The 25,471-nt window shown below is 62.3% G+C and carries 21 protein-coding genes; 16 read left to right on the top strand and 5 right to left on the bottom strand.

Annotated elements, in window-relative coordinates; genetic code table 11:
- Positions 1-8: 8 nt before the first annotated feature.
- A complete protein-coding gene (locus BLW08_RS07300; RefSeq protein ID WP_091324128.1) occupies positions 9-1,349 on the top strand; it encodes a hypothetical protein in 1,341 nt (446 codons plus the stop codon).
- Here the strand turns inward: BLW08_RS07300 and BLW08_RS07295 are convergent, their stop codons facing one another.
- The 3 genes from BLW08_RS07295 to rfbB form a co-directional block, all read right to left on the bottom strand.
- Positions 1,350-4,121 carry a WecB/TagA/CpsF family glycosyltransferase gene (locus BLW08_RS07295; protein WP_091324126.1) on the bottom strand — a complete coding sequence of 924 codons (2,772 nt, stop codon included), beginning with the start codon at positions 4,119-4,121 and terminating at the stop codon, positions 1,350-1,352.
- A 189-nt stretch (positions 4,122-4,310) separates the two neighbouring features.
- Positions 4,311-5,720 carry a sugar nucleotide-binding protein gene (locus BLW08_RS07290; protein ID WP_091324125.1) on the bottom strand — a complete coding sequence of 470 codons (1,410 nt, stop codon included), beginning with the start codon at positions 5,718-5,720 and terminating at the stop codon, positions 4,311-4,313.
- Positions 5,721-5,723: 3 nt separating this feature from the next.
- Positions 5,724-6,722, bottom strand: a complete 999-nt coding sequence (gene rfbB / locus BLW08_RS07285; RefSeq protein WP_091324123.1) for a dTDP-glucose 4,6-dehydratase — start codon at positions 6,720-6,722, stop codon at positions 5,724-5,726.
- Between the two features lie 53 nt (positions 6,723-6,775).
- Between rfbB and rfbA the strand changes: the two genes are divergently transcribed.
- Positions 6,776-7,642, top strand: a complete 867-nt coding sequence (gene rfbA, locus BLW08_RS07280; protein WP_090821444.1) for a glucose-1-phosphate thymidylyltransferase RfbA — start codon at positions 6,776-6,778, stop codon at positions 7,640-7,642.
- A gap of 7 nt (positions 7,643-7,649) precedes the next feature.
- Here the strand turns inward: rfbA and BLW08_RS07275 are convergent, their stop codons facing one another.
- Positions 7,650-8,582 carry an aldo/keto reductase gene (locus BLW08_RS07275; protein ID WP_090821446.1) on the bottom strand — a complete coding sequence of 311 codons (933 nt, stop codon included), beginning with the start codon at positions 8,580-8,582 and terminating at the stop codon, positions 7,650-7,652.
- 52 nt (positions 8,583-8,634) lie between these two features.
- On the opposite strand from BLW08_RS07275, the gene BLW08_RS07270 reads away from it, so the two are divergent.
- Positions 8,635-9,468: an undecaprenyl-diphosphate phosphatase gene (locus BLW08_RS07270; protein WP_090821448.1), complete on the top strand. Its 834-nt coding sequence runs from the start codon at positions 8,635-8,637 to the stop codon at positions 9,466-9,468.
- A gap of 15 nt (positions 9,469-9,483) precedes the next feature.
- Positions 9,484-10,761 (top strand): cysteine--1-D-myo-inosityl 2-amino-2-deoxy-alpha-D-glucopyranoside ligase, encoded by a 1,278-nt coding sequence (gene mshC, locus BLW08_RS07265; protein ID WP_091324121.1) that lies wholly within the window; start codon positions 9,484-9,486, stop codon positions 10,759-10,761.
- Positions 10,762-10,868: 107 nt separating this feature from the next.
- Here the strand turns inward: mshC and BLW08_RS07260 are convergent, their stop codons facing one another.
- Positions 10,869-11,774 carry a PAC2 family protein gene (locus tag BLW08_RS07260; RefSeq protein ID WP_090821452.1) on the bottom strand — a complete coding sequence of 302 codons (906 nt, stop codon included), beginning with the start codon at positions 11,772-11,774 and terminating at the stop codon, positions 10,869-10,871.
- Between the two features lie 30 nt (positions 11,775-11,804).
- Between BLW08_RS07260 and BLW08_RS07255 the strand changes: the two genes are divergently transcribed.
- From BLW08_RS07255 to BLW08_RS07200, 12 genes are all read left to right on the top strand, one after another.
- Positions 11,805-12,617 (top strand): HAD family hydrolase, encoded by an 813-nt coding sequence (locus tag BLW08_RS07255; protein ID WP_090821454.1) that lies wholly within the window; start codon positions 11,805-11,807, stop codon positions 12,615-12,617.
- Complete coding sequence (locus BLW08_RS07250) at positions 12,618-13,781, top strand: site-2 protease family protein (RefSeq protein ID WP_090821456.1); 1,164 nt, start codon at positions 12,618-12,620, stop codon at positions 13,779-13,781. It begins immediately after the preceding gene.
- A 116-nt stretch (positions 13,782-13,897) separates the two neighbouring features.
- Positions 13,898-14,962, top strand: coding sequence for a tRNA (adenine-N1)-methyltransferase (locus BLW08_RS07245; protein ID WP_091324119.1), 1,065 nt, complete (start codon positions 13,898-13,900; stop codon positions 14,960-14,962).
- A 97-nt stretch (positions 14,963-15,059) separates the two neighbouring features.
- Positions 15,060-16,865 (top strand): proteasome ATPase, encoded by a 1,806-nt coding sequence (gene arc / locus BLW08_RS07240; protein ID WP_090821459.1) that lies wholly within the window; start codon positions 15,060-15,062, stop codon positions 16,863-16,865.
- Positions 16,866-16,915: 50 nt separating this feature from the next.
- Positions 16,916-18,535 (top strand): depupylase/deamidase Dop, encoded by a 1,620-nt coding sequence (dop, locus tag BLW08_RS07235; protein WP_090821461.1) that lies wholly within the window; start codon positions 16,916-16,918, stop codon positions 18,533-18,535.
- Between the two features lie 119 nt (positions 18,536-18,654).
- Entirely contained in the window at positions 18,655-18,858 is a 204-nt protein-coding gene (locus BLW08_RS07230; RefSeq protein WP_090821463.1) for a ubiquitin-like protein Pup, read from the top strand.
- Positions 18,859-18,936: 78 nt separating this feature from the next.
- A complete protein-coding gene (prcB, locus tag BLW08_RS07225) occupies positions 18,937-19,746 on the top strand; it encodes a proteasome subunit beta (RefSeq protein WP_090821465.1) in 810 nt (269 codons plus the stop codon).
- A gap of 1 nt (position 19,747) precedes the next feature.
- Positions 19,748-20,455: a proteasome subunit alpha gene (gene prcA / locus BLW08_RS07220; RefSeq protein ID WP_090821467.1), complete on the top strand. Its 708-nt coding sequence runs from the start codon at positions 19,748-19,750 to the stop codon at positions 20,453-20,455.
- A 1-nt stretch (position 20,456) separates the two neighbouring features.
- Positions 20,457-21,821: a Pup--protein ligase gene (gene pafA / locus BLW08_RS07215; RefSeq protein WP_090821470.1), complete on the top strand. Its 1,365-nt coding sequence runs from the start codon at positions 20,457-20,459 to the stop codon at positions 21,819-21,821.
- A gap of 129 nt (positions 21,822-21,950) precedes the next feature.
- Positions 21,951-22,874, top strand: a complete 924-nt coding sequence (locus BLW08_RS07210; protein ID WP_175538609.1) for an FKBP-type peptidyl-prolyl cis-trans isomerase — start codon at positions 21,951-21,953, stop codon at positions 22,872-22,874.
- 86 nt (positions 22,875-22,960) lie between these two features.
- On the top strand, positions 22,961-23,356 hold the full coding sequence (locus tag BLW08_RS07205; RefSeq protein ID WP_011774867.1) for an FKBP-type peptidyl-prolyl cis-trans isomerase: 396 nt from the start codon (positions 22,961-22,963) through the stop codon (positions 23,354-23,356).
- 95 nt (positions 23,357-23,451) lie between these two features.
- Positions 23,452-25,470 carry a helix-turn-helix transcriptional regulator gene (locus BLW08_RS07200; protein ID WP_175538608.1) on the top strand — a complete coding sequence of 673 codons (2,019 nt, stop codon included), beginning with the start codon at positions 23,452-23,454 and terminating at the stop codon, positions 25,468-25,470.
- The last annotated feature ends 1 nt before the right edge of the window (position 25,471 follow it).

Genomic DNA, 25,471 nt, shown 5'->3' with positions numbered 1-25,471 from the left:
GGTAGTCCGTGAAACCAAGGACAGCCGGCATCCTGGGCGGAACCGTCCTGGCCAGTATCGTGATTGCAGTTGCCGCTGCCAGCGGGGTTCCGCCTTTCATGGGTGCCAACGTGCCGGACGACAAAGTAACCGGCACTACGGGGCCTACCGCATCCTATGACGGAGTCACGCTGAGGCCCGTGGACGGCGGCCCGGACTACTACGGCACCTTCAAGAACGGCCTGCCTGCCGACCCGGGATTCTTCCCCATCGCCGTATGGTTCGAAAGTGTCCTGGATCAGGGAAACATAGCCCTGGACACTGCAGCCGGCCTCAACACCTACGTGGAGCTGACGGCCAACTCCGATCTGCAATTGGTGCGCGCATCGGGCATGTACGCCATCCCCACCTTCGCATCCCCGGATGCCTCCGGCTTCGCACTCAGCGATGAAGTGGACATGTGGGCCGGGCCAGGCAGGACACCCTGGACGGGCAAGTACCCAGGGGAAGGTCCTCTCTGCACCCCTGAAGAGAGCAAATGTGGGTACACCGTGCAGAAAGAACGCCGGGCCGTATCACCCCAGGGAGCAATGCTGTACGCCAACTACGGCAAAGGGGTGGCCTTCTGGCTGTCCGATGAGGAATCCGTGGAGTTCTTCAAAGGCATCCAGGACGTCGTATCAGCGGATACCTACTGGTTCACCGACCCCAGCATCTGCGCCAAAGGTGAAGGTGGCGCGATCATCGGCTATACCCGGGACCTCACCCCGGACGAATGCCGGCTGGCCGCAAATTACGGCTGGACCATTGAACGCATTCGAACCCTCCAAAAAGCCGGAAACACCACCCCCATCTGGGCTTTTGTGGAAGCCGGGCACCCGTTCAAAGACTCAGCCAACGCCACCACCATCACCGCCCCCCAGATCCGCGCAGCAGTCTGGAGCAGCCTGATCCACGGAGCCAGGGGAGTGATCTACTTCAACCACAACTTCGGGGGAGACTGCATCTCCCAGCACGTCCTCCGCGATTGCGGAGTGCAAGTCCGGCCAACGGTAACTGCACTCAACCAACAAATCACCGGGCTGGCACCCGTCCTCAACGGCCCCTTCCTTGACGGCGCCACCACAGCCACCGGGCCCGTGGACTTCACCACAAAACTCCACGAAGGCAAGGTCTACATCTTCGCCGGTGCCAACAAGGCGACAGGCGGGCCGGCGACCTTTCACAGCAAGTGCGGCGGAAGCACCGCCGTCGTTCTTGACGAAGACCGGACCCTGCCGATCGTCGATGGCACCTTCACCGACACCTTCACCGACGGCAACGCCGTCCACCTCTACCGCATCGAAGGAGGCGGGAGCTGCGGCCTCTGACTAGCGGCTGCTTTCATCCCGCTCCCAGACGGGCGCCGGCTTCCGGCCCAGCAACCCACGACGGCGTCCGGCAACGGCGAAGGCAGCGTAGACAACGGCGTCAACTGCAGTCAGAGGCCCCCGTACGGACCACAACAGCTCCCGGAAGGTCCGCGACGTTGACTGCCCGCCGGCAAAACCATCCTGCTGTGCATTCCCGCGGTACGTCCGCCGGAGGATGGCAAGCAAGGCCGCCCGTGTCCGTGGGGTCCTCACCACCACAGGCTCAGTTTCCAGAACAGACTTCTCCACCCCGCTGAACAGCCGATCAACGTAATAGTCATCCCCGGTCAGGTCAGGAAAAGCACCCAAACGGTCATGACCCTCCCTGCTCAGGGCGTAAACCCCCGCCCCCCACAACCCCCGGGCATTCGCCGGTACACGGCTCCGAGCCCTGTAATAAGACCGTACAAGCGGTGATGCGCCACGGGTGTCGTAACGGAACGCAGGACGCGCAGCCAGTAACGGCCCCTCCTGGAGAGCCCCGAAAACGGCACCCAACGCATCCGCACTGACCTCTATGTCCGCGTCGAGGTAGAGCCGCGGCCAAAGGCTGGCCACCTGGTCAGCCGCGTTCAATGCCGCTGTCTTCGAAGCAGCCTCCACATGAAGGACACGCACCCCGGCGAAACGCGACGCAATGGACGCCGTACTGTCCGTGCAGCCATTGCAGGCAACAATGACCTCAACTGTGCCCCAAGCAAGGGCATCCCGAAGAGAATCGAGGGTCCTGGCAATAACAGCCGCCTCATTATGCGCCGGAATGATCACCGCTCCAGAAGGGGGATTCCCGCCACCCCCCACGGGAAAGACCTGCCGAGTCGCCTTGGGCAGCCTGCCCCACCTCCGGCGATCAACCACCGCAAGCGCCGCCTCACGATGCCCCGGCCTATGCACCCGGGCGAGTTCCGAAACCAGCACCACCGCGGTGAATGCCCGCAACCGGGCACGCCCACAGTACTTCGCCGCATAGCGCACCCGGTTCACGGCCATCAACGCCGTCAATGCTGTTGAGGTCCCCGACCCCCCACGTTCATGCCACATACGGGCCGACGGCTCAAACCAAATCCGACGGCCGGACTCCCGCACCCGCCGGCAATAATCCGTCTCCTCCGAGTACAGGAAGAACTGCTCATCCCAGTCGCCCACTTCGCCGGCAGCCGCGGCACTGATCAACAGCGCAGCACCCGTAGCCCAATCAACCGGGTGCGCATGCCGGTAACTCTCCGGATCAAAGTCCATCTCCGACAACCAGCCCGGCCGTCCCTGCACCCGGCTACCCAGCGCCGCGTCACCCAGCGCTCGCAGAATGCCCGGCTCACGCCGCAGCGAGGGGTACACACTTCCGTCGTCATCCAGCAGGACGGGCACCACCATCCCTGCCCCGGACTCGGCCATCGTCCGGCGCATGGCCAACACCGCACCAGGCTCCACCCGGAGGTCAGGATTCAGGATCAGGTAGGCGTCAGCGGCGCCTGCTACCCGCATGGCGGCATTGATGCCGCCGGCATAGCCCAAGTTGCCCCCGGTAGGAACGGTGACCACGTCCGGATGTTGAGACAATGCGGCCAGGGTGCCCTGGTCCGGGGAGTTATCCGCAACCACCACCTTGATCGTCTGTCCTTCAGTTTCCGTCCGCAGGCTGGCCAGCAAAGGATCCACGTCATCGGCGTTGTTGTAGGTCACCACCACCACAGCGACGTCGGCACGGACGCCCACCGGGACGAACTGCCCCGGAGCACGGCTGGGCTCGTGCTCCGGGACGGCTGATGGGGTGGCTGGCGCTGCAGGGTGCACCATCGATTCAGGTGCCGTTGTGCTGCTCCTGCGCAAGGTGACGTAAGCCGTTGGCCCGTCCACCAGGTAACGCCGGGCCAATCTCTTCGGTTCGAGCATCAGCCGCCACGCCCACTCCAGCCCATGAGCACTCACCCAGACGGGAGCACGCCTTATGCGGCCTGCCAGAAAGTCCACCACAGCACCAAAGGCAAGCAGCACCTTTGCACCCGTCAGGGGCCCGTACTCCGCGATCCAGAGTTCTTGCCGGGGCTTACCCAAACCCACCACCAGGATGTCCGTGCCGCTCGCAGCGATAGCTGCCGCAAGTTGGGAGGATGCCTCCGGGTCGCTGAGGACAGGCCGCTCAGGCGCCCACCACCCTGACACCACCAGCCCGGGGCGCTCCACAGCGAACCGTTCACGGGCGAGTTTCTGGGCCTCCTGTGAACCGCCCAGGAACCCCACCCGCAGCCCCCGTAGCCCGGCCAGGTCCAAGAGGGGTCCCACCAAATCGCTGCCCGCCAGGCGCGGCCAGGAACGGTCGGTAAGCCTCCGGGCTTCTGCAACCAGGGGCGACCCATCCAGCAAAGTCAGCCACTCAACGGGTGCCCTCTGGTTCAGGGTTCCCTCCCAGCGGCCGCCGGCGCCGAAGTGCCGGATGTGGTCGAGGTTGGCCGAGCATACACCCAACGGTCGCGCGTCAACGGCTGCTGCATGGTCCAGAATCTCCTGCAGCGCGTCGTCATGGTTCATCAGTTTGACCGGCGCTCCGCCGAGCTCCACCCACCGATCTATGAGCTGATTTGTGGGCTTGGCCGTGGTCTCATCAGCAGGTTGCACCGCGGGCGGCCGCCCGGGCCGCCCGTGGGGAGCCAGGAACATTGCGGTGCCTCTGACGTTCAAGGCACGGTGGGGGGCAACGTCTTTGCGGGGCGCGATCTTCGGCAGCAGCATCCGGGCTCTCCAGGATTCGGGATCAACTCAAGGCACAACAATTGGGCCGGCGATCCAAGGCTGCTGCACTGCCTGGACCGCCGCAGACAGCGGACGCTGCCCGACCATCTTGTTCACTTGTGTTGTCTCCCGGCCCGGCCACATTGTGGGCTGCCGTAGGGCAACTTTAGGCCGTTTTGGCGCACTCCGCTAGGTCTGTAAACCGATCACATAGTCAGCAAGGCGTTGGGCAGCAGCGGGTGGATCAAAACCGCTGTCCCGGATACGCGAGAGATCCAGGACACTGCTCCGCGGGCGTGGAGAGGTGCCCGGTTTGGCGTACGCCACGGTACTGACCGGCATTACCAAGCCAGGGTCCGTCCCGCACAAGCGATATACCTCTTGGGCAATGTCCGCCCAGGACTGCCGTTCGCCGCTGTTGCTGAGGTTGTACGTGCCGTAAGGGGCGTTGGTGGTGAGCAAATGCCGGATGCCCGCGGCGATGTCGGTGGCGAAGCTCAACCGGCCCCATTGGTCATCCACCACGGCGGGCGAGGCTCCCCGAGCCGCCAGCCCAACCATGGTGCGCACAAAGTTGCGGCCTTCGCCCACCACCCAGCTGGTCCGCACGATGTAGTGCCGTGGCACCGTTGCCGCAGCACCATCGCCCGCCGCTTTGCTCTGGCCATAGACTCCCAGCGGCGACGGGCTTTCGTCCTCCCAGTGGACGTCTTCGGTTCCATCGAACACGTAGTCGCTGGAGAGATGGACCAGCGTCAGTGAATGCTCGACGGCGGCACGCGCCAACCGGGACACCGCACCTGCGTTGACACGCCAGGCAGCTGCGCGGCCTTCTGCGGTCTCTGCGGCGTCCACACCAGTGAAGGCCGCTGCGTTCACTATGGTGGAGTACTTCCGCCAGTCCCGCGCCGTGTAGGCCTCTTCGGACGTGATATCGAAATCTGCCCGGCCGGCGAACTCCACCGTCGTGTCCCCGTGGAACGCCATTCGCAGGGCCTTACCAAGTTGGCCGTCCGCGCCCAGGACCAGCGTGCGCCGGCCCAGCATCGGAACCACGTCCGGCAGGCGTGGATGGGTTCTGTCCTGTGGAGAAACAATTGCCTTGTTCAAGGAAATCGGCCATGGGACAGCCGTTTGTTCATCAGCCAGGTTGAGGAACGTGTAGTCCTTCTGTGCCTCCGCGCTCCAATGGTCGTTGACCAGATAGGTGTAGGCCGTATTGTCTTCCAGGGTCTGGAAGGCGTTGCCAACCCCGCGGGGAACATAAATCGCATCCTGGGCCGTCAGCTCCGCGCAGAACAACGTCCCGAACGTGGGACCTTCGCGAAGGTCCACCCATGCGCCGAAGACCCGTCCGGAGGCGAGCGAAATGAATTTGTCCCACGGTTCGGCATGGATACCTCGAGTAGTGCCTCGCGCACCGTTGAAGGAAATATTGTTCTGCACCGGGCCGAAGTCCGGCAGCCCGGCCGCCAACATCTTCTCCCGATGCCAATTCTCCTTGAACCAGCCCCTGTGGTCCCCGTGGACGGGCAGCCCAAACAACAGCAGTCCGGGGATGGGTGTGCTCCGTGAGCGCAATTGCTGGGCAGGATCCACGGGTCAGTGGCCTTGACCGGCATATTTTGTTTCAGTGGCGGCTTTCTGGGGCCTCCACCAATGGTGGTTGGCCTTGTACCACTGCACTGTGTCAGCCAGCCCTGCTTCAAAATCTGAATACCGGGGCCGCCAGCCGAGTTCCCTCCGGAGTTTGCTGGAGTCAATCGCGTAGCGAAGGTCGTGGCCGGGCCTGTCGGTCACCAGATCGTAGGCATCGTCGGGCTGACCTGCGAGCGAAAGGAGCAACTCCACCACCTCGCGGTTGGACCTCTCGCCGTCGGCTCCTATCAGGTACGTTTCACCCACGCGGCCGCCCTGCAGGATCGCCCACACGGCCGACGAGTGGTCCTCCACATGGATCCAGTCCCGGACATTCCGCCCGTTGCCGTACAGGCGCGGCCGGTTGCCATCCAGGATGTTGGTGATTTGCCGTGGGATGAACTTTTCCACGTGCTGGTAGGGACCGTAATTGTTGGAGCAATTGCTGATGGTCGCCTGGAGACCGAACGAACGGACCCACGCCCGCACCAGCAGGTCCGAGCCGGCTTTCGTGGCCGAATAGGGGCTGGTTGGCCGGTACACGGAGTCTTCGGTAAAGCGGTGCGGATCATCAAGGGACAGGTCTCCATAGACCTCATCTGTGGATATGTGATGGAACCGGGTGCCATGCTTTCGCGCGGACTCAATGAGCGTGAAGGTCCCCATCAGGTTGGTATCCACGAAGGGGCGGGGTTCCTGCAGGGAGTTGTCGTTGTGGGATTCGGCGGCAAAGTGAACCACGCCGTCGGTGTCAGCCACCAGCGGTTCCACCACGCCGGCGTCGCAGATGTCGCCATGGACGAAGTCGAATCGTTCCGGCGGCAGCCCGGCGAGTGATTCCATGCTGCCCGCGTAGGTGAGTTTGTCCAAGACCGTGACATGCAGGCCGGTGTGCTCCATGATGTAGTGGACAAAGTTGCATCCAATGAATCCGGCCCCGCCGGTGACAAGGATTCTCTGCATGGCCCTAGAGTAGCCGTCCGCGGCGAGACTGGGCACAGGTGAGGACGGCTGGTTTGCGAGGAATTGTTCTTGCAGGTGGAACGGGTTCGCGGCTCCATCCCATTACGCTCGGAATCAGCAAGCAGCTGGTTCCCGTGTTCGATAAGCCCATGATCTATTACCCCCTGTGCACGCTGATGCTGGCAGGGATCCGGGATGTCCTGGTCATCACCACGCCAGGGGATGCAGAGCAGTTCCAACGGCTCCTCGGTGATGGTTCCCAGTTCGGCATCAACCTCAGCTATGCGGAGCAGCCGACGCCGGATGGTCTCGCCCAGGCGTTCATCCTGGGGGAGGACCACATTGGAAGCGGCAAGGTAGCGCTGATCCTCGGCGACAACATCTTCAACGGTCCAGGCATGGGCAACCAATTGCGCCACTACGCAGACGTCGACGGCGGCGCCATCTTTGGTTATTGGGTCAAGGACCCGTCCGCTTACGGTGTGGTGGAGTTCGACGACGACGGCCTGGCGGTTTCCATTGAAGAGAAGCCGGCCGTCCCCAAGAGCAACTATGCCGTCCCCGGTTTGTACTTTTATGACAACAACGTGGTTGCCATGGCGAAAGACCTCAAGCCCTCTCCGCGTGGGGAGTTGGAGATCACGGACATCAACCGCCAGTACATGGAACTCGGCCGGTTGCACGTACAGAAATTCCCGCGGGGTACTGCCTGGCTGGACACAGGAACGTTCAGCGACTTGAACGACGCATCAAACTACGTCCGCACCACGGAAAACCGGCAGGGTTTGAAGATCGGCTCACCGGAAGAAGTGGCATGGCGGATGGGCTACCTGACCGATGATGAGCTTCGCCGGCAGGCTGCCAAACTCTCCAAGAGTGGCTATGGGAGCTACCTCCTTGACATCCTGGACCGCCAATAGCACCACATTACGTGGCGGAAACATCCTCGAGCGCGCGGGCAATTTCAGCTGGCAGAACCGTCAGCTGCGCGTCCAGCACTTCCTTGAGTTGGACGGCATTCCTGGCACCGACAATGGCCGTCGCAACGCCGGGACGGGAGAGCAGCCAGCTCAGGGAAACGTCCAAGGGAGACCGCCCCAGGCCGCGGGCAGCCATTGCCACTGCCTCCACCACCCGGGAAGCTTTGGGCTCGAGGTAGGGCTCAACGTAGGCAGCGAGACGGCTCTGGGCCGCACGCGAGTCAGCCGGAATCTGCCCGCGGTATTTGCCGCTCAAGACCCCTCGCCCCAAGGGAGCCCAGGCCATGAGGCCCAGGCCCGCATCCTCAACGGCTGGAATCAGTTCCTGCTCCGCCCTGCGTTGCACCAAGGAGTACTCCGACTGGTTCGCCACCAAGGTGAACCCGGCCACGGCAGAGGCCTTTGCCGTCTGCCATCCGTTGTAGTTGGAAATTCCCACGTAGCGGGCACGGCCGGTGCGCTGGGCCAGTTCAAGTGCTGACAGTGTTTCGTCCAACGGCACGTTGGCGTCCCACTCGTGGGCGAACCAGATGTCGATGTAGTCGGTACCCAGTCTGGCCAGGCTGGCGTCGAGGGCGGACAACATCGCCCCGCGGGAAGCGTTGATGCTGCGCCTGGAGTCCGACGACGACACGCCGGCTTTCGTGGAGATGACCAGCTCTGAGCGGGCCACCACGTCACCCAACATGGACCCCAGCATCGCTTCAGCCTGCCCCTGGGCGTAGGACGCCGCGGTGTCAACAACAGTGCCGCCGGCAGCAACGAACGCGTTTAGCACTTCTGCAGCGTCCTGTTCATCTGTTTCCTGGGCCCAGGACATGGTTCCGAGGGACAAAGAGGACACACGGAACCCGCTGTTTCCGACATAACGCTGCTGCATAGCTGCTAGCTTACGGGCAGTTCCCAGACTTCATGACGTAGGGTCTATTCACGTGAACTGGATAGAAGCAGCCTTGCTGGGCCTGGTGCAGGGCCTCACCGAATTCCTCCCGATCTCTTCAAGCGCGCACCTGCGGATTGTCGGCTCCTTCCTTCCGGGGGCCTCAGATCCCGGCGCCGCTTTCACTGCAATCACGCAGCTGGGTACCGAAACCGCTGTGATTGTGTACTTCTGGCGTGACATCGTTCGCATCGTCCGTGCGTGGTTTGGGTCCCTCACCGGCAAAGTGGAGCGCAGCAACCCGGATGCCCGCATGGGATGGCTGGTCATCCTGGGCAGCCTGCCGATCATCGTCCTGGGTTTGTTGTTCCAAGACCAGATTGAGTCCGTGTTGCGCAGCATGTGGATCGTTGCCACCATGCTGATTGTCTTTGGCATGATCCTGGCTGTTGCCGATGCCACTGGCCGTCAGGAGAGGGATCTCACGCAGCTGAGCTACAAGCACGGCATCCTGTACGGTTTTGCGCAGGCAATGGCCTTGATCCCTGGCGTCTCCCGGTCCGGTGGCACGATCACCGCCGGCCTGCTGATGGGCTACACCCGCGAGGCCGCTGCAAGGTACTCCTTCCTGCTGGCCATTCCAGCAGTGTTCGGCAGCGGGCTCTACCAGCTCTACAAGACAGTTTCCAACGAAGGATTGTCCGGACCTTACGGGCTTCCTGAGACCGCCCTTGCCACCGTCATCGCTTTTGTCGTGGGCTACATCATCATCGGCTGGTTCCTGAAATTCGTCTCCACGCGCAGCTACAGGCTCTTCGTTTGGTACCGGATCCTCCTTGGCCTGGCGTTGTATGTCCTGCTCGGTTTCAATGTGATCAGCGCCTAGCACTAAGGTTGAGTCGTGAAATCGTGGACCTCCCGCCCTGTTCCTGAGCTGCCCGGCAGCATGCCGCAACTACGCCTGTTCGACACAGCCCTTGGCCGTGTGGTGGAGGTTGAACGGCAGCCGGAGCAGTCCATGTACGTTTGCGGCATCACTCCCTACGACGCCACGCACATGGGGCACGCTGCCAGCTATGTGGCCTTTGACCTCCTGAACCGTGTCTGGCGTGACGCCGGCATCCGCGTTTCCTACGTCCAGAACGTCACGGATGTGGACGACCCCCTGTTGGAACGCGCCACGGCTACCGGCGTGGATTGGCGCGAGCTGGCGCAGAGCCAGATCGACTTGTTCCAGACCGACATGGACGCCCTCAACGTTTTGGCGCCAGACCATTACGTCGGTGCTGTTGAGGCAATCCCGGACATTGTGCCCGCCATCGAGCGCCTGGTCGCCGACGGCGTCGCCTATCGCGTTCAGGGTTCGGACGGTGAACCTGATGGCGATGTGTATTACGACGTCGAAATGGCCGGCAAACGCTCGGACGCCACCGATGCCTGGACCCTGGGCGACGTGTCGGGTCTTGGCGAGGCGGAGATGTTGACCCTCTTCGCCGAACGCGGTGGAGACCCCGCGAGGCCGGGCAAACGCAATGCCCTTGACCCCCTGCTCTGGCGTGTAGCCCGCGACGGCGAACCCAGCTGGCCGGGCGCAACGCTAGGCGACGGCCGGCCCGGTTGGCACATTGAATGTACGGTCATCGCTCAGAAGTACCTTCCGGCACCATTTACCGTCCAGGGCGGCGGCTCAGACCTGGTGTTCCCGCACCACGAAATGGGCGCAGGCCACGCGTACTCCCTTTCCGGCGTCCCGTTGGCAAAGCACTACGCACACGCCGGCATGGTGGGCCTGGACGGCGAAAAGATGAGCAAGTCCAAGGGCAACCTGGTTCTGGTTTCCAAACTCCGCGCGGCCGGAGAGGAACCTGAAGCCATCCGTCTGGCCATCCTTGCCAACCACTACCGTTCTGACTGGTCGTGGACGAATGAGGAGTTCAAGGCCGCCAAGGACCGGCTCTCGCAGTGGCGCCTTGCCCTCGCTCACGCTCCGGAGGGCTCTTCAGGACCGCTGGTTACCGCTATGCGCAACGAGTTGTCCAACGACCTCAACGCACCCGGAGCCATCCACGCAGTCGATCAGTGGACCGCGGAGGCTCTGCGCACCAAGGGTGACACCTCGGAACAGGACCAGGCAATCATTACCGATGCCATTAATGCCTTGCTCGGTGTAGAACTCTAGGCTTTCTCATCCCGGGAGACAGCAACGGCCCTGACGTCTTGTCAGGGCCGTTGCTTTTTGTTCGCAGTCTTTACAGGACCTCAGGGCCGCCTCGCATCAGCCGTGCTTCAGGGCCGTTCTTTGCCGCGCCTCTTCAGGTATCGCTCAAACTCGCGTGCGATCGATTCACCCGAGGCTTCCGGGAGATCCGCCGTGTCCTTGGCTTCCTCCAATTGCCGCACGTACGCAGCAATTTCGGGGTCCTCCGTGGCGAGTTCGTCCACTCCGCGTTCCCAAGCCTCCGACTCTTCGGCCAGTGCCTGATTGTCGAGGGGGACTTGAAGCAGATCCTCCACCTTGTGCAGAATCGCGAGCTGGGCCTTGGGGGAGGGAGGCTGGGCAACATAGTGCGGTACTGCCGCCCACAACGAAACCGTCGGCAACCCTGCCAGCATGGCAAACTCTGCCAGCACACCCACAATCCCAACCGGTCCCTCATACTGGGACGCTTCCAGGTTGAGGCGCTCACGCAGCGAACTGTCCTCCGTGGTGGTGCTGACCGGAATGGGGCGGCTATGGGGCACATCGGCCAGCAAGGCACCGATCAAAATGACGGAGTCCACTTTGAGTGCTTCCGCGTGGACCAACAATTCGGTGGTGTACGCACGCCAACGGTATGAAGGTTCAGTACCGAGCACGAACACCACATCCACGTTGCTGTCCGGAACGGCCGCCTTGTAGATGCGGGTGGAGGGCCATTTGACCTTCCTGGCACCGGATGAGGTACGCCTGACGGTGGGCCTGGTGAACTGGAAGTCGTAGTACTCCTCGGCGTCCACCGTGGCCACCTTCTTGCCGTCCCAGAGTTTGTTCAGATAGTGCAGCGCATCGCTGGCGGCCTCGCCGGCATCATTCCAGCCCTCGAAGGCGGCAAGCATTACGGTGACACGCTGGCCGTCCGCCGGTTCCTTGAGGAAACGCTCGGGCTCCGCGGTGATGTCCTGCCCTTCGGGGGTCCCGTCCACACTGTTCATTCACTCACCCTACGTCCAAGACCGTGATGGATGCATGGCATTTCACGCCGAAGCGTGTCCGCGATTCGCCCACAGCGCAACCCGCGCACAGCCGCCCGCCAGGTTCCACGTAGACTTGAAACCATGCATTCCTCACCCAGCCAGCCCCTCCTCAAAGCCGTGCTCTGGGATATGGATGGCACACTCGTGGACACCGAACCCTATTGGATCGCGGCCGAGCGCGCGCTGGTGGAGTCGCACGGCGGAACCTGGTCCCACCAGCAGGCCATGCAGTTGGTCGGGCAATCCTTGCTGCATTCGGCGGCAGTCCTCCAGAACGCAGGCGTCAAGCTTGAGGCCCGTGAAATCGTTGACACTTTGAGTGCACAGGTCATCGCCCAGGTCCGCAAAGAGGTCCCGTGGCGGCCCGGTGCCCGCGAACTGCTGGATCAGCTCCACGAGGCAGGAATCCGCTGCGCCCTGGTGACCATGTCCGAGGGCCCCTTGGCCGGAGTCGTCGTGGAAAGCCTTCCCAAGCCGTACTTCGAGTTCATGGTCACCGGGGATACCGTCACCAACGGAAAACCGCACCCGGAGGCCTACCTGACCGCAGTTGAACGTCTCCGACTGGATGATCCCACCCTGACAATCCACCACTGCGTGGCGTTGGAGGACTCCGTGCCTGGAGCTACAGCAGCCATCGCGTCGGGTGTGGTCACAGTCGGCATTCCCCATCAGGTACCGCTACCAGAGGATCACCGCATGGTCACGTGGGACACCCTGGTAGGCAGGACTGCCGCGGACGTCGGCCAGCTTGTGGATGACCGCTTCACAGCAGCAAACCTGCTTGAAGGGGCAAACTAGGTGAGCAGTTCCCCCGCGCCGCATCATGCTGCCACCAAGAAGGATGGCATTCCGCTCGGTAAGATCGCCGGCGTTCCGGTTTACCTCGCCTATTCCTGGTTCGTTATTGCGGCCATCACTGTGGTCTTCTACGGTCCGTCCGTCATGGATTACTTCCCGGGCATTGGCTACTGGGGATACCTCGTTGGGCTCGCGATCGCATTACTGCTCGCCATTTCAGTCCTCGTGCACGAAATGGCCCATGCATTAAGCGCCAGGGCGTTCGGTTGGCCGACAGAGAAAATTGTGTTGAACCTGTGGGGAGGCCATACGCAATTCGAAAACTTTACGGCTTCCCCCGGACGCTCGGTCATCGTTGCCCTTGCCGGACCGGCCTCGAACTTCGTCATTGCGGGCATCATGTGGGCTGTTACGGTCACGGGGATGCTCACTGGCGTGCCGCGCATGCTGGCGGACATCCTGATGCTGGCCAACCTGGTGATCGGTATCTTCAATGTCCTCCCGGGCATGCCTCTCGACGGTGGGCGCCTCGTGGAGTCGGCCGTCTGGAAAGCCACCGGTAGCCAGGACAAGGGAACCATTGCTGCAGGTTGGTCCGGTCGGATCATCGTGGTGGCCCTGGTTATCTGGTTCATTGTTGTGCCTTTCCTCAAGGGCCAGTTACCGGACCTGATGTACACGGTGGTCACCATCCTCGTCTGCGGCTTCCTGTGGATGAGCGCTTCCAGCTCAATCCACCACGCCAAACTCCGCAGCCGCCTCTACTTGGTGAGCGCCGCCGGCCTGGCGGAACCCGCCGTAGGCGTGCCGAACTCAGCCTCCGTGGCAGACGTCCTGGCCGTTTCCCCGGCCGGAAGTCCCGCCGTCGTCATCTGCGGACCGGACGGCAAACCGCAGGGCGTCGTGGATCTGGGTGCAGCTTCCGCTGTGCCCGCGCACGCGATCACGACGACGCCTGTCACTGCCGTTGGGCATGCCCTGGCCGCCGGGGCTTATGTCCCGGAATGGTCCAAGGGGCAGGAACTCATCCAGTACCTGTCGCGGCTTGAGGGAGGCGAATACGCTGTGGTGGACCACAACGGCATCGTTACCGGTCTTCTCCGCCAGCAGGCCGTGGTGACGGCCATAACAGGTAAGGAAGCCCGCAGAAGTGGGCGCGCCTGACTCCTGTGCCGGTAGAGTTGCATGCCGGCGGTTCACCACCGACCCCAGAGATTTTTTGGCGCCCACCAGCCAGCAAAAATGTTGCGGCCCAGCCGTACAGGAGCGAGGAACAGTACATGAGCAGCGAAACCGCCGCACCCGAAGCCAGCGCAGGTTCTGATCAGCCCGGCACCGGCACAGCAGTGCAGCCGACGGGCGCTGCGCGCCGCCGCGGACCCTTCCGCGTGGGCGAGCGGGTGCAGCTCACGGACGAACGCGGCCGCATGAACACCATTACCTTGGAGGTAGGCGGAGCTTTCCATACTCACCGCGGCTTCCTGAACCATGATGAGATCATCGGCAAAGTGGACGGCTCCGTGGTCAGCAACAACGTCGGCCAGCAGTACCAGACGCTGAGGCCGCTGCTCTCAGACTTCGTCTTGTCCATGCCGCGCGGTGCAGCAGTCGTTTACCCAAAGGACGCTGGCCAGATTGTCACCATGGCTGACATTTTCCCCGGCGCACGCGTCGTGGAAGCCGGCGTCGGCTCCGGCGCCCTGTCCATTTCGCTGCTGCGTGCTGTAGGGGATGGCGGGTATCTTCACTCCTTTGAACGTCGCGAAGAGTTTGCAGACATCGCCCGGGGAAATGTCGAGACCATCTTCGGCGGCCCGCATCCCGCCTGGCAGATCTCGCTGGGCGACTTCCAGGAAGAGGTGGTCAAGGCCGAGGCCCCCGGCTCCGTGGACCGCGTGGTGCTGGATATGCTCGCTCCCTGGGAGTGCTTGGACGCCGTAGCCACAGTTCTGGCACCGGGCGGAGTCTGGATCAATTATGTGGCCACCGTCACCCAGTTGTCCCGCACCGCTGAAGCCATCCGCGCGGATGGACGGTTCACCGAGCCTGACGCTTGGGAATCGATGGTTCGCGGGTGGCACCTTGAAGGCCTGGCCGTTCGCCCGGATCACCGCATGGTTGCCCACACCGGCTTCCTCCTGGTGACACGCCGGCTTGCCGATGGCGTCACGGGAATCTCCGTGAAGCGACGCCCCTCCAAGACTGAGTTCAGCGAGGAAGACCTCAACGCCTGGACCCCCGGCGCAGTGGGGGAGCGCTCAGTGTCGGACAAGAAGCTCCGCCGCGCTGCCCGTGATGCCATTGCCGGAACCAACGTCCAGGACGATCCTCCGGTCACAAACTGACAAAGGTCACAATAGAGTCCGCATTCCGGATGTCACCAAGCACCCTGCGCTTTTCGGGACTAAGGTCTTGTTAAGCGCAGGAAGGGGCTGATGAATCGTGGATACGTCAAACAACGACCTTGGGCGGCCGACGCCGGAAGAACCAGACGCAGCGAAAGAAGCGGCGAGCCGGGGGCTTGCCGCTGTTCAACCGCCAGACCCTTCGAGTGAACTGACTGTTGCAGAACGGCAGATCAATATTCTCCGGGACAAGCTTCGCCACATTGACCGCCAGTTGGCGGCCGCGACGCAGAACAACGGCAAACTCGTCAGCATGCTGGAGACAGCCAAGGCCGAGATTCTTCGCTTGAAGGGCGCCTTGGAGCAGGAGGGCCAACCACCCTACAGTTTCGGCACCGTTGTGCAGATCAACCCCCGGAAGCAGCCCTCCGCCGGCAACTCCGGCCAAGCTGCCACCGAAGAGTCCGTGGACATTTTCAATTCAGGCCGCAAAATGCGCGTAGGCGTGAGCCCACTGGTCAACATCAACCAGCTGGCCGTCGGTCAGGAAGTGCTCCTGAACGAGGCATTGCTGGTGGTGGCCGGACTTGGCTACGAGCGTGCCGGTGAACTGGTCACGCTTAAGGAACTACTCGGCAAGGACCGCGCCCTGGTGGTGGGCCGTGCCGATGAAGAACGCGTGGTCCGGCTTTCGGGAGCACTCCAAAACATCCACCTGAAAGTTGGGGACGCGCTGTCCCTGGACTCACGTACTGGCTACGCGCTGGAGAAGGTCCCGCGGGCCGAGGTGGAGAACCTCGTCCTGGAGGAAGTCCCGGACATTACCTACCAGGACATTGGTGGCCTCGGACCGCAGATTGAACAAATCCGTGATGCTGTGGAGTTGCCCTTCCTGCATCCGGACCTTTACCGCGAGCACGGGCTCAAAGCCCCCAAGGGCATCCTGCTGTACGGCCCTCCCGGGTGCGGCAAGACCCTCATTGCCAAGGCTGTTGCGAATTCCCTCGCCGCCCGCGCTGCCGAACGCGCCGGAAACACGGACCTCAAGAGCTACTTCCTGAACATCAAGGGTCCGGAGCTCTTGGACAAGTACGTGGGAGAAACCGAGCGGCACATCCGCCTCATCTTTTCCCGGGCCCGTGAAAAGGCCTCCGATGGCAGCCCCGTGGTTGTCTTCTTCGACGAGATGGACTCACTGTTCCGCACCCGCGGTACCGGAGTCTCGTCCGACGTCGAAACCACCATCGTGCCGCAATTGCTCAGCGAGATCGACGGCGTCGAGCGGTTGGACAACGTCATCGTCATCGGCGCTTCCAACCGCGAGGACATGATAGATCCCGCAATTCTTCGTCCAGGTCGGCTCGATGTAAAAGTGAAGATCCAACGCCCGGACGCCGAGGCAGCCGCGGACATATTTGCCAAGTACATCACCACGGACCTGCCCTTCCATGACCAGGATCTGGCCGAGTACGGCGGCGATGTTCAGGCGACCGTGGACGCCATGGTCCAGCGCACCGTGGAAGCAATGTATTCCACAGAGAAGTCCAACGAATATCTCGAAGTCACCTACGCCAATGGTGATACCGAGATGCTCTACTTCAAGGACTTCAACTCCGGTGCCGTGGTGCAGAACGTCGTGGACCGTGCAAAGAAATACGCCATCAAGGACCTCTTGACCAACAATCAAAAGGGCCTGCGGATCGAGCATTTGCTGCGGGCAGTGGTGGATGAGTTCCGCGAACACGAGGATATGCCGAACACCACCAATCCGGATGACTGGGCCCGAATCTCCGGCAAGAAGGGTGAACGGATCACCTACATCCGCACGATCGTTCAGGGCAAGGCCGGGCAGGAACCGGGCAAGTCCATTGAAACCACTGCCAATACGGGCCAGTACCTGTGACAGCAAGACCCGAAGGTTCGCCTGCAGAAAAGTTGCCCCACGGGGGCGCCATGCGCGTCATGGGTTCGGAAACTGAATACGGAATCCACGCACCGTCGGCCCCCGGCGCGAACGCCACCATGATGTCCGCAAGGATCATCCAGGCCTACGCCACCGTCACCCGGCAGCGGGCTGCCGGCGGTGCTGAGACCCGCTGGGACTACACGGACGAAGAACCGCTGCACGATGCCCGTGGCTGGACCCTCGACCGGGCGGCCGCAGACCCCAGCCAACTCACGGACCAGCCACCAGTACTCGACGCCGAAGCTGTCGCCTTGGCGTACGGTCGCCAGGAGCTGGAACTCGATGGTGCCGACGAGTCCGGCTCGCTGTTGATGAACATGGTCCTCGGCAACGGCGCACGCCTGTACGTGGACCACGCGCACCCCGAGTATTCGAGCCCGGAAGTGACCAACCCGCGGGACGCCGTGGCCTGGGATGCTGCCGGCGACCTCGTAGCCCTGGCAACGGTCCGGAAAGTCGCGGCTGACACCAGCCTGCCTTCGATCAACCTGTACAAGAACAACACGGACAACAAGTCCGTCTCTTACGGATCCCACGAGAACTACCTCATGCCGCGGTCCGTACCCTTCGGAGACATCATCCGTGGCCTGACGCCGTTTTTCGTATCCCGCCAAGTGGTGTGTGGTGCCGGCCGTGTTGGTCTGGGACAGGACAGCTCCACTCCTGGCTACCAGATCAGCCAACGGGCAGACTTCTTCGAGGCAGAAGTAGGGCTGGAGACAACCATCCGGCGTCCCATCATCAACACCAGGGACGAGCCCCACGCAACGGCAGACAAGTACCGGCGCCTGCACGTGATCATCGGCGACGCCAACCTGAGCCAGGCCTCCAACTACCTCAAATTTGGTACCACGGCCATGGTCCTAAGCCTCATTGAGGCCGGACAGGCACCAAAGATCGAGGTTCACGAACCCGTCCAGGCGCTCCAGACGATCAGCCACGACACCACGCTGACCGCCACAGTGAGACTCCTTGATGGTCGAAGGGTGAGCGCCCTCGATATCCAGTGGATGTTCTACGAGGCGGCCGCAAAACTCGCCCAAGAGACAGGCGTGGCTGATTCCCTGACTGGCGACGGCCACACCCACGATGTCCTGGCACGGTGGGAGTCCACGCTGACGATTCTGGGCAGCGACATCAGCGCCGCTGCCTCGTCCGTCGAGTGGGTAGCCAAGAGATCGCTTCTGGACGGGTACCGAAACCGCGATGGCCTGGCGTGGAACGATGCCAGGCTTGGCTTGGTGGACCTGCAGTGGTCAGATATACGGCCCGAGAAGGGTCTCTATTACAGGTTGCTGTCCCGGAATCGCATGACCCGGATCGTCGACGACGGCCTCATTGCCCGGGCGGTTGGCGAACCTCCTTCGGACACCCGTGCCTACTTCCGGGGCCGGTGCGTCTCCCGGTTTGGAAAAGACGTGGTGGGTGCAAGCTGGGACTCGGTCATTTTCGACGTCCCAGGTCTTGGAAAGCTGCAGCGGGTACCCACCCGCGAACCTTTGCGCGGAACTGAAGCCCTCACCGGTGCACTCTTTGAGAGGCACCAGGACGCCGGCTCCTTCCTGGCCGAACTGATGGGCCAGAATCCGCCCCCGGTAAAGAGCTGAGGCGTGCCCGCCACAGGAAGATTCGTGCCTGGTCAAAGCCATACGCAGCAGCCTGCAGCGTGGCAATATGGCAGTAGGAAGTCTCCGGCATCAGGGGACTGACAGTAGGGAGAAAGAAAATGGCAGCTCAGGAGCAGCAACAACCGCAGTCCCGGGAAACCGAAACTGAAGTAGACGTCCCGGAAGCCCCACCCACAGCACCCGAAGCCCAGGCATCGGACGCGACACAGGGCGTGGATGACCTCCTCGACGAAATTGACGGCGTTCTGGAATCGAACGCAGAAGAGTTCGTCAGGGCCTTCGTCCAAAAGGGCGGCCAGTAAACGAACCGTCACAGGATGTACTGCCCGGCCGGCGTGAGGCCGCCGGGCATCGGAACGCAGAGTCGAAGGAGTGCAGCAATGCAGGACCCGTCAACCGGCCCCCTGGCCACCCAGGCAACGTCTTCTTTCACGGAGCATCTCCAACGCTCGCGTCCTGAACTCCTTCCCTTCAATCAATCACTACCCGCCGGCATGGTGCCATCCTCGCCGCACGCCACTACCATCGTTGCCCTGACATACGCAGGGGGAGTGCTGATGGCCGGAGATCGGCGAGCCACCATGGGCAACATCATCGCCAGCAGGCACATAGAGAAGGTATTTCCCGCTGACGAGTACTCCGTGCTGGGTATTGCCGGTACGGCGGGACTGGCCATCGACATCACACGGCTGTTCCAGGTTGAACTGGAGCATTACGAGAAAATTGAGGGCACACTCCTCAGCCTGGTAGGCAAAGCCAACCGCCTGGGCGCAATGATCCGCGGGAACCTGCCCATGGCTATGCAGGGAATGGCAGTCATTCCCCTGTTCGCCGGGTTCGACCAAGTGTCCGGAGTGGGGCGGTTGTTCTCCTACGATGTGACGGGCGGCCGCTACGAGGAGCAGGAACACCACTCGGTAGGTTCCGGTTCGGTGTTTGCCCGCGGCGCCCTGAAGAAATTGTGGAAGCCAAACCTCTCCGAAGAAGCCGCCGTCGCCATCGCCGTCGAGGCTCTGTACGACGCCGCAGATGACGACTCGGCAACGGGCGGTCCTGATCCCGTCCGCCAGCTGTGGCCCGTGGTGTACACGGTTAATCGGGCGGGCAATCGACGCGTTCCCGAACGGGACTTGGCCGCCATCGCGGGGGCCATCGTTGAATCGCGTGCCATCGCCGGACGGGAGGCCTGACATGACACAGCAGTTCTATGTCTCTCCCGAGCAACTGATGAAGGACCGTGCGGACTTCGCCCGGAAGGGCATCGCCCGCGGACGCTCCGTAGTGGTTATCAGCTGCGCTGACGGCATCGCCTTGATCGCGGAGAATCCGTCGCCTTCATTGCATAAAATCGGCGAAATCTACGACAAAATCGCGTTCGCCGCTGTGGGAAAGTACAACGAGTTTGAAAGTCTTCGGCAGGCAGGCGTCCGCTACGCCGACGTCCGCGGCTACTCCTACGATCGTGAGGACGTCACGGCCCGCGGCCTCGCCAGTGTGTACGCACAGAGCCTCGGCGCCGTCTTCACCGCTGAACAGAAGCCGTTCGAGGTGGAACTGGCGGTAGCCGAGGTGGGTCTGGCACAAGAACAGGACCACCTGTACCGGCTGACTTTCGATGGTTCCATCGCGGACGAAAACGGCTTTGTGGTGATGGGCGGCCTGGCTGACCAGATTTCCGACGTCGTCAGCGCGGCATGGGAGCCTGAGTTGAACCTCGCCGGGGCCATGCGTTTGGCACTGCGCGCCCTGGCCACCGATAAGGAAGCCGAAGCATTGCCCGCCACAGCCGTTGAAGCCGCAGTCCTGTACCGCGCTTCGGAAAGCCACCGGGGTTCCCGAAGGGCCTTCCGTCGGCTCCTGCCTGAGGACATGACCCGCCTGCTCACAGAGGAGAGCTGAGATGGATAAGCGAATTTTTGGCATCGAAACGGAGTTTGGGATTTCCTACTCGAGCCCGGATTCACGTCCGCTGGCTCCTGAGGAAGTGGCTCGTTACCTCTTTCGCAAGGTAGTCAGTTGGGGCAGATCCTCCAATGTGTTCCTGACCAACGGCTCAAGGCTTTATCTGGACGTTGGATCACACCCGGAGTATGCCACAGCCGAATGTGATGATCTCGCCCAGCTCATCGCCCATGACCGGGCGGGCGAGCTCATCTTGGATGACCTGGTGGATGAAGCCCAATCGAGGCTGGCAGCGGAGGGATTCAACGGCACGGTCTATCTGTTCAAGAACAACACCGACTCCGCGGGAAACTCCTACGGCAGCCACGAAAACTACCTCATTCCGCGGCGCGGGGAGTTCTCCCGCCTGGCCGAAATCCTGATTCCGTTCCTGGTGACGCGTCAGCTGATCGCCGGAGCGGGAAAGGTCTTGAAGACCCCGCATGGCGCCACCTTTGCGTTCTCCCAGCGGGCCGACCACATCTGGGAGGGCGTGTCGTCTGCCACCACCAGGTCAAGGCCCATCATTAATACCCGCGACGAACCACACGCTGATGCCGAGTTCTACCGCCGGCTCCACGTCATCGTGGGGGACTCCAACATGTCTGAGACCTCGGCATTGCTCAAAGTTGGAACGGTGGACCTGATCCTTCGCATGATTGAGGCAGGCGTGATCATGCGGGACATGCGCATGGAAAACCCCATCCGCAGCATTCGTGAGATTTCCCACGACCTCAGCGGCCGCGCCTTGGTCAGGCTGGCCAACGGCAGGCAATTGACCGCACTTGATATCCAGCGCGAATACTTGGGCAAGGTCACGGAATTCGTGGCTGCCAACGGCGCACACAACGCCCACGTGCCTCTCATCCTGGACCTGTGGAAGCGGACTCTGGACGCCATTGAGAGCGGAGACACCAGCACGATCGACACCGAGGTCGACTGGGCCATCAAGAAGAAGCTCATGGACGGGTATATGCGGCGACATGACCTGAGCCTGGATTCGCCCCGTATTGCACAACTCGACCTCACCTATCACGACATTTCCCGGCAACGCGGTATCTTCTTCCTGCTCCAGGCGCGGGGGGCCGCACGCCGCCTGGTGACGGAAACAGACGTCAAGGACGCCGTTGATGCACCGCCTCAGACAACGCGGGCCAAGCTGCGTGGCGACTTTGTTCGCCGCGCCCAGGAACTGGGCCGTGACTACACCGTTGACTGGGTTCACCTGAAGCTCAACGACCGCGCGCACCAGACAATCCTCTGCAAGGATCCCTTCCGGAGCGTTGATGAGCGGGTAGATGCACTTCTGGACTCCATGAGCTGAGCGGCTTTATAAGCTGGCTCTCAGCTTCACGGGCTATTCTGGATAGTGGTCTCTTTCCAAGAGCCACCCTGCTTGGAGGCGTTTAGCGTCTTTCCGAGTGTCCCTTGCCCCGACGAAAGTGTCTTTTTTGTGCGCCGACTCCTAGCAATTCTCCTTCCTGCCCTGCTGCTCATCACTGCGTGCGGAGGAAACACTCCGGCAGCCGAGCCCACCAGCCAGTCAGCCGGTGATACCTCCAAGCTTGACTCCGTGAAAGTGACGGACAACGGAAACGACAAAGCCCCGGGCATTGAGTTCTCCAAGCCCCTCACCGTGTCCGAGACCACTGTCAAGATGGTTGTCGAAGGCGACGGAGAGCGGATTAAGGCCGGCCAGACGGCCGAGCTGGTGTATCTGGCCGTCGACGGCAATGACGGTAAGACCGTGGAAGACGCTTACGCCAACGGCCCTCAGCCGATCGAGCTTACTGACGAGCTGAAGGCAGGCAACGAGCAGATCTACAACGCGATCGTCGGCGCCAAGATCGGTTCCCAGATCGCCTTCGCGGCACCGGGCAATGCCACGGCTTCTGCACCCGCCTCCACACAGCTGGTCATCTTCAAGTTGGTCTCAGCCAAGGATGCCGCGCCGGTACTGGAGAAGCCGGAAGGTGAGACAGTAACTCCTCCTGCAGGGCTCCCCACCGTTAAGGAAGACGACAAGGGCATTCCCCAGATCTCCGTTGACGGAGTAGCCGCTCCCAAGGAACTCATCGCCCAGGACCTCATCAAGGGTTCCGGTGCAGCCGTCAAGTCAACTGACACCCTCACTGTCAATTACGTGGGCGTCAACCTTGTTGGTGGCACCAAGTTCGATTCCAGCTATGACCGCGGAAAGTCCACGAGCTTCCCGCTCACTGGCGTCATCAAGGGCTGGACCCAGGGCCTTGAGGGGAAGACTGTCGGCTCCCGCGTCCTGCTGGTCATTCCCAAGGACCTGGCCTACGGCGACGCAGGCCAAGGCGAAGCCAAGGGCGACCTCGTCTTCGTCGTGGACATCCTCGGCGTCAAGTAGCCAACGGCCGTCGTCTGCACGACTGCCGGGCACTGGCTTAGGCTGGTTCCTGACATCAATCCGTCCCCCACATCAAAGGAGTACCCATGTCATTCGGTCAGCGTGACTTCGACCGCACCAAGCCGGAAATCGACTTCCCGGAAGGTGACGTCCCCACGGACCTCGTCATCACGGACCTCATCGAGGGCACCGGCACGGAAGCCAAAGCCGGGGACACCGTCTCCACGCACTACGTCGGCGTGGCCTGGTCCACTGGCGAAGAGTTTGACGCCTCATGGGGCCGCGGCGCTCCGCTCGACTTCCGTGTTGGCGTTGGCCAGGTTATCCAGGGCTGGGACCAGGGTCTCTTGGGCATGAAGGTTGGCGGCCGCCGCCGCCTGGAGATTCCGTCTGAGCTTGCCTACGGTTCCCGCGGTGCCGGCGGAGCGATCAAGCCCAACGAGGCTCTGATCTTTGTGGTAGACCTCGTGGCTGTCCGCTAGGACACCACCTTTGCGCAAGGCGCGTCACCTTCCGGTTTCACTGGTTGGTGACGCGCCTTGCTGCTTTCCTGCCGGTCTTTAGTAACGTAGCAACCGTGTCCGCATCCCGCACTGAACGACTCCTGAACCTTCTCCTGGCCTTGCTCAATACCAAGGTGGGACTTCCACGGTCCATCCTGCGCGAAAAGGTTTACCGCGATTCCGCCGAAAATGACGTCGCTTTTGGACGCATGTTCGAGCGTGACAAGGTGGATCTTAGGCAATTTGGCTTTGAGATTGAGACCCTCACGGACCCGCAGAATTTTGGAGTGGATGACCCCGCCACTACGCGCTACCGCATTGGCAAGGACTCCAACAGGCTCCCTGAAGTCAGTCTCACTCCTGCTGAGTGCACCGTCCTCCTGTTGGCCGCCCAGCTGTGGGAACGTGCTGCCCTCGGTACTGCTGCCGCCAACGCCGTCCGCAAACTGCAGGCTGCTGGTGGCTTTACTGATGTGGATCTCCCCGCGGGCGTTCAGCCTCGCATCAAGCCGGCCGGACAAGCGTTCGACGACGTCGTGGCGGCCATGCACGGCAGGCATCCGGTCCGTTTCGGCTACCTCGCGGTCAGTTCGGGACGCGAAGAGGTCCGCGATGTCGAGCCATGGGGACTGGGCAGCCGATTTGGCCAGTGGTACCTGGTAGGCCTGGACCGGGAGAGAGCGGCCAAGAGGCTTTTCAGGCTCTCGCGGATGACCAGCGCCGTTACCGTACTGACCGGCAGCACTTTTGAGCCGCCGGAATCCTTCAACGTCCGGGCAGAACTGGACTCCCTCAACGAGCTCCCGGTCCAACACGCCACCCTTGACGTGGACAGGGACCGCCTCCTTCCCCTGCGAAAGAGGGCGAACAGTGTCACGCCGCTGCCCGCGGGCTCCAACCGTGACCGTCTGGTTGTGGACTTCCGTGATCCTGAGCAGCTCGCCGAAGAATTAGCCTCCTACGGCCCCCACGTCCTGGTGGTGAGCCCGGCGGAGCTGTGTGCCGCCGTCGTACGCCGCCTCCAAGGCGCCCTTGACGTCGATGCTGCCCCGTCCGTACCCCTGCAGTTCCCCGACGCTGGACGCGCGCCCAGGGCGCGGAAGCGGACGTCCGAGGACCAGTTGGCAAGGATGCTCCAGCTGGTCCCTTTCCTGGTCCACCATCAGGGGCTGCACATCCAGGAAGTAGCGGATCATTTCGGCATCACGCGGAAAGCGCTGATTGACGACCTGAAGATCCTGATTTGCTCGGGTCTTCCAGAGGGCTACCCCGATGACCTCCTGGACATCCAGTGGGAAGACGACCATGTGTACATCTCCGAGCACTTGGACCTGAATCGTCCGGTGCGTTTCAGCGAGGAGGAGGCAGCTGCGCTCCTGACCGGCCTGGCCATGCTGGGCGACCTGCCGGCGTTGGCCGGAATGGCCGAGGACCAGCCTGGGAGTGCTCTGGAATCCGTCACCATCAAATTGACCGGCGCCGCAGGGCAGGCCGGCCGTCTGGCTGGTTCCGTGGCCGGCCAATCCGTCGCGCCGGGTCAATCGCAGGCGTTTGCCACGATTACGCAGGCGATCAGGGATGGACAACAGCTCCATCTGAAGTATCTCTCCCGGCAGCGGGATGAGGTCACTGAAAGAGACGTCGATCCCTTGCGGCTCTATTCTCTGGACGACACATGGTACTTCGAGGCCTACTGTCACAGTAAGACGGGCATCCGGAATTTCCGCTTGGACAGAGTGGAGGCGTTGGCACCCAACGGCCGTCATGTCACCGGGTCTGCAACGGCCGCGGAAGACTTTCCGGCGCGCCTGTTCACTCCCAGCGATGACGACGTCCTGGTGGTCCTGCAGCTGACCCGGCAGGGTGCCGGGCTGGCTGACGATTACTACGCCGAACGCACGGCGCCAATGCCCGACGGCGGACTCCTCGCTGAAGTACGGTTCGGGAACGCAGAGTGGCTGCCGATGTTCGTTTCCCAGCATGGCGGATCCGTCCGTATCGTTCACCCCGAGCAACTTCGCAAGGGGGCCCGTGCCTGGCTTGATGCGGCCCTGGCCCAGTACGACTCTGCTTCTGACAGCCCGGCTGGCTAGA

Origin of the sequence: Arthrobacter sp. cf158 (assembly GCF_900106835.1) — a bacterium.
In the GTDB taxonomy this organism is placed as follows: domain Bacteria; phylum Actinomycetota; class Actinomycetes; order Actinomycetales; family Micrococcaceae; genus Arthrobacter.
Note: the sequence above shows the minus strand (reverse complement) of the source record. Positions and strands in the feature narration are given on the sequence as shown.

Bases quoted from the DNA above. Each gene is read 5' to 3' on its own strand.
- BLW08_RS07295 (WP_091324126.1), bottom strand. From the start codon at position 4,121: ATGCTGCTGCCGAAGATCGCGCCCCGCAAAGACGTTGCCCCCCACCGT.
- rfbB (WP_091324123.1), bottom strand. From the start codon at position 6,722: ATGCAGAGAATCCTTGTCACCGGCGGGGCCGGATTCATTGGATGCAAC.
- BLW08_RS07275 (WP_090821446.1), bottom strand. From the start codon at position 8,582: ATGCAGCAGCGTTATGTCGGAAACAGCGGGTTCCGTGTGTCCTCTTTG.
- BLW08_RS07260 (WP_090821452.1), bottom strand. From the start codon at position 11,774: ATGAACAGTGTGGACGGGACCCCCGAAGGGCAGGACATCACCGCGGAG.
- BLW08_RS07255 (WP_090821454.1), top strand. From the start codon at position 11,805: ATGCATGGCATTTCACGCCGAAGCGTGTCCGCGATTCGCCCACAGCGC.
- BLW08_RS07245 (WP_091324119.1), top strand. From the start codon at position 13,898: ATGAGCAGCGAAACCGCCGCACCCGAAGCCAGCGCAGGTTCTGATCAG.
- dop (WP_090821461.1), top strand. From the start codon at position 16,916: ATGCGCGTCATGGGTTCGGAAACTGAATACGGAATCCACGCACCGTCG.
- BLW08_RS07230 (WP_090821463.1), top strand. From the start codon at position 18,655: ATGGCAGCTCAGGAGCAGCAACAACCGCAGTCCCGGGAAACCGAAACT.
- prcB (WP_090821465.1), top strand. From the start codon at position 18,937: ATGCAGGACCCGTCAACCGGCCCCCTGGCCACCCAGGCAACGTCTTCT.
- prcA (WP_090821467.1), top strand. From the start codon at position 19,748: ATGACACAGCAGTTCTATGTCTCTCCCGAGCAACTGATGAAGGACCGT.
- pafA (WP_090821470.1), top strand. From the start codon at position 20,457: ATGGATAAGCGAATTTTTGGCATCGAAACGGAGTTTGGGATTTCCTAC.
- BLW08_RS07205 (WP_011774867.1), top strand. From the start codon at position 22,961: ATGTCATTCGGTCAGCGTGACTTCGACCGCACCAAGCCGGAAATCGAC.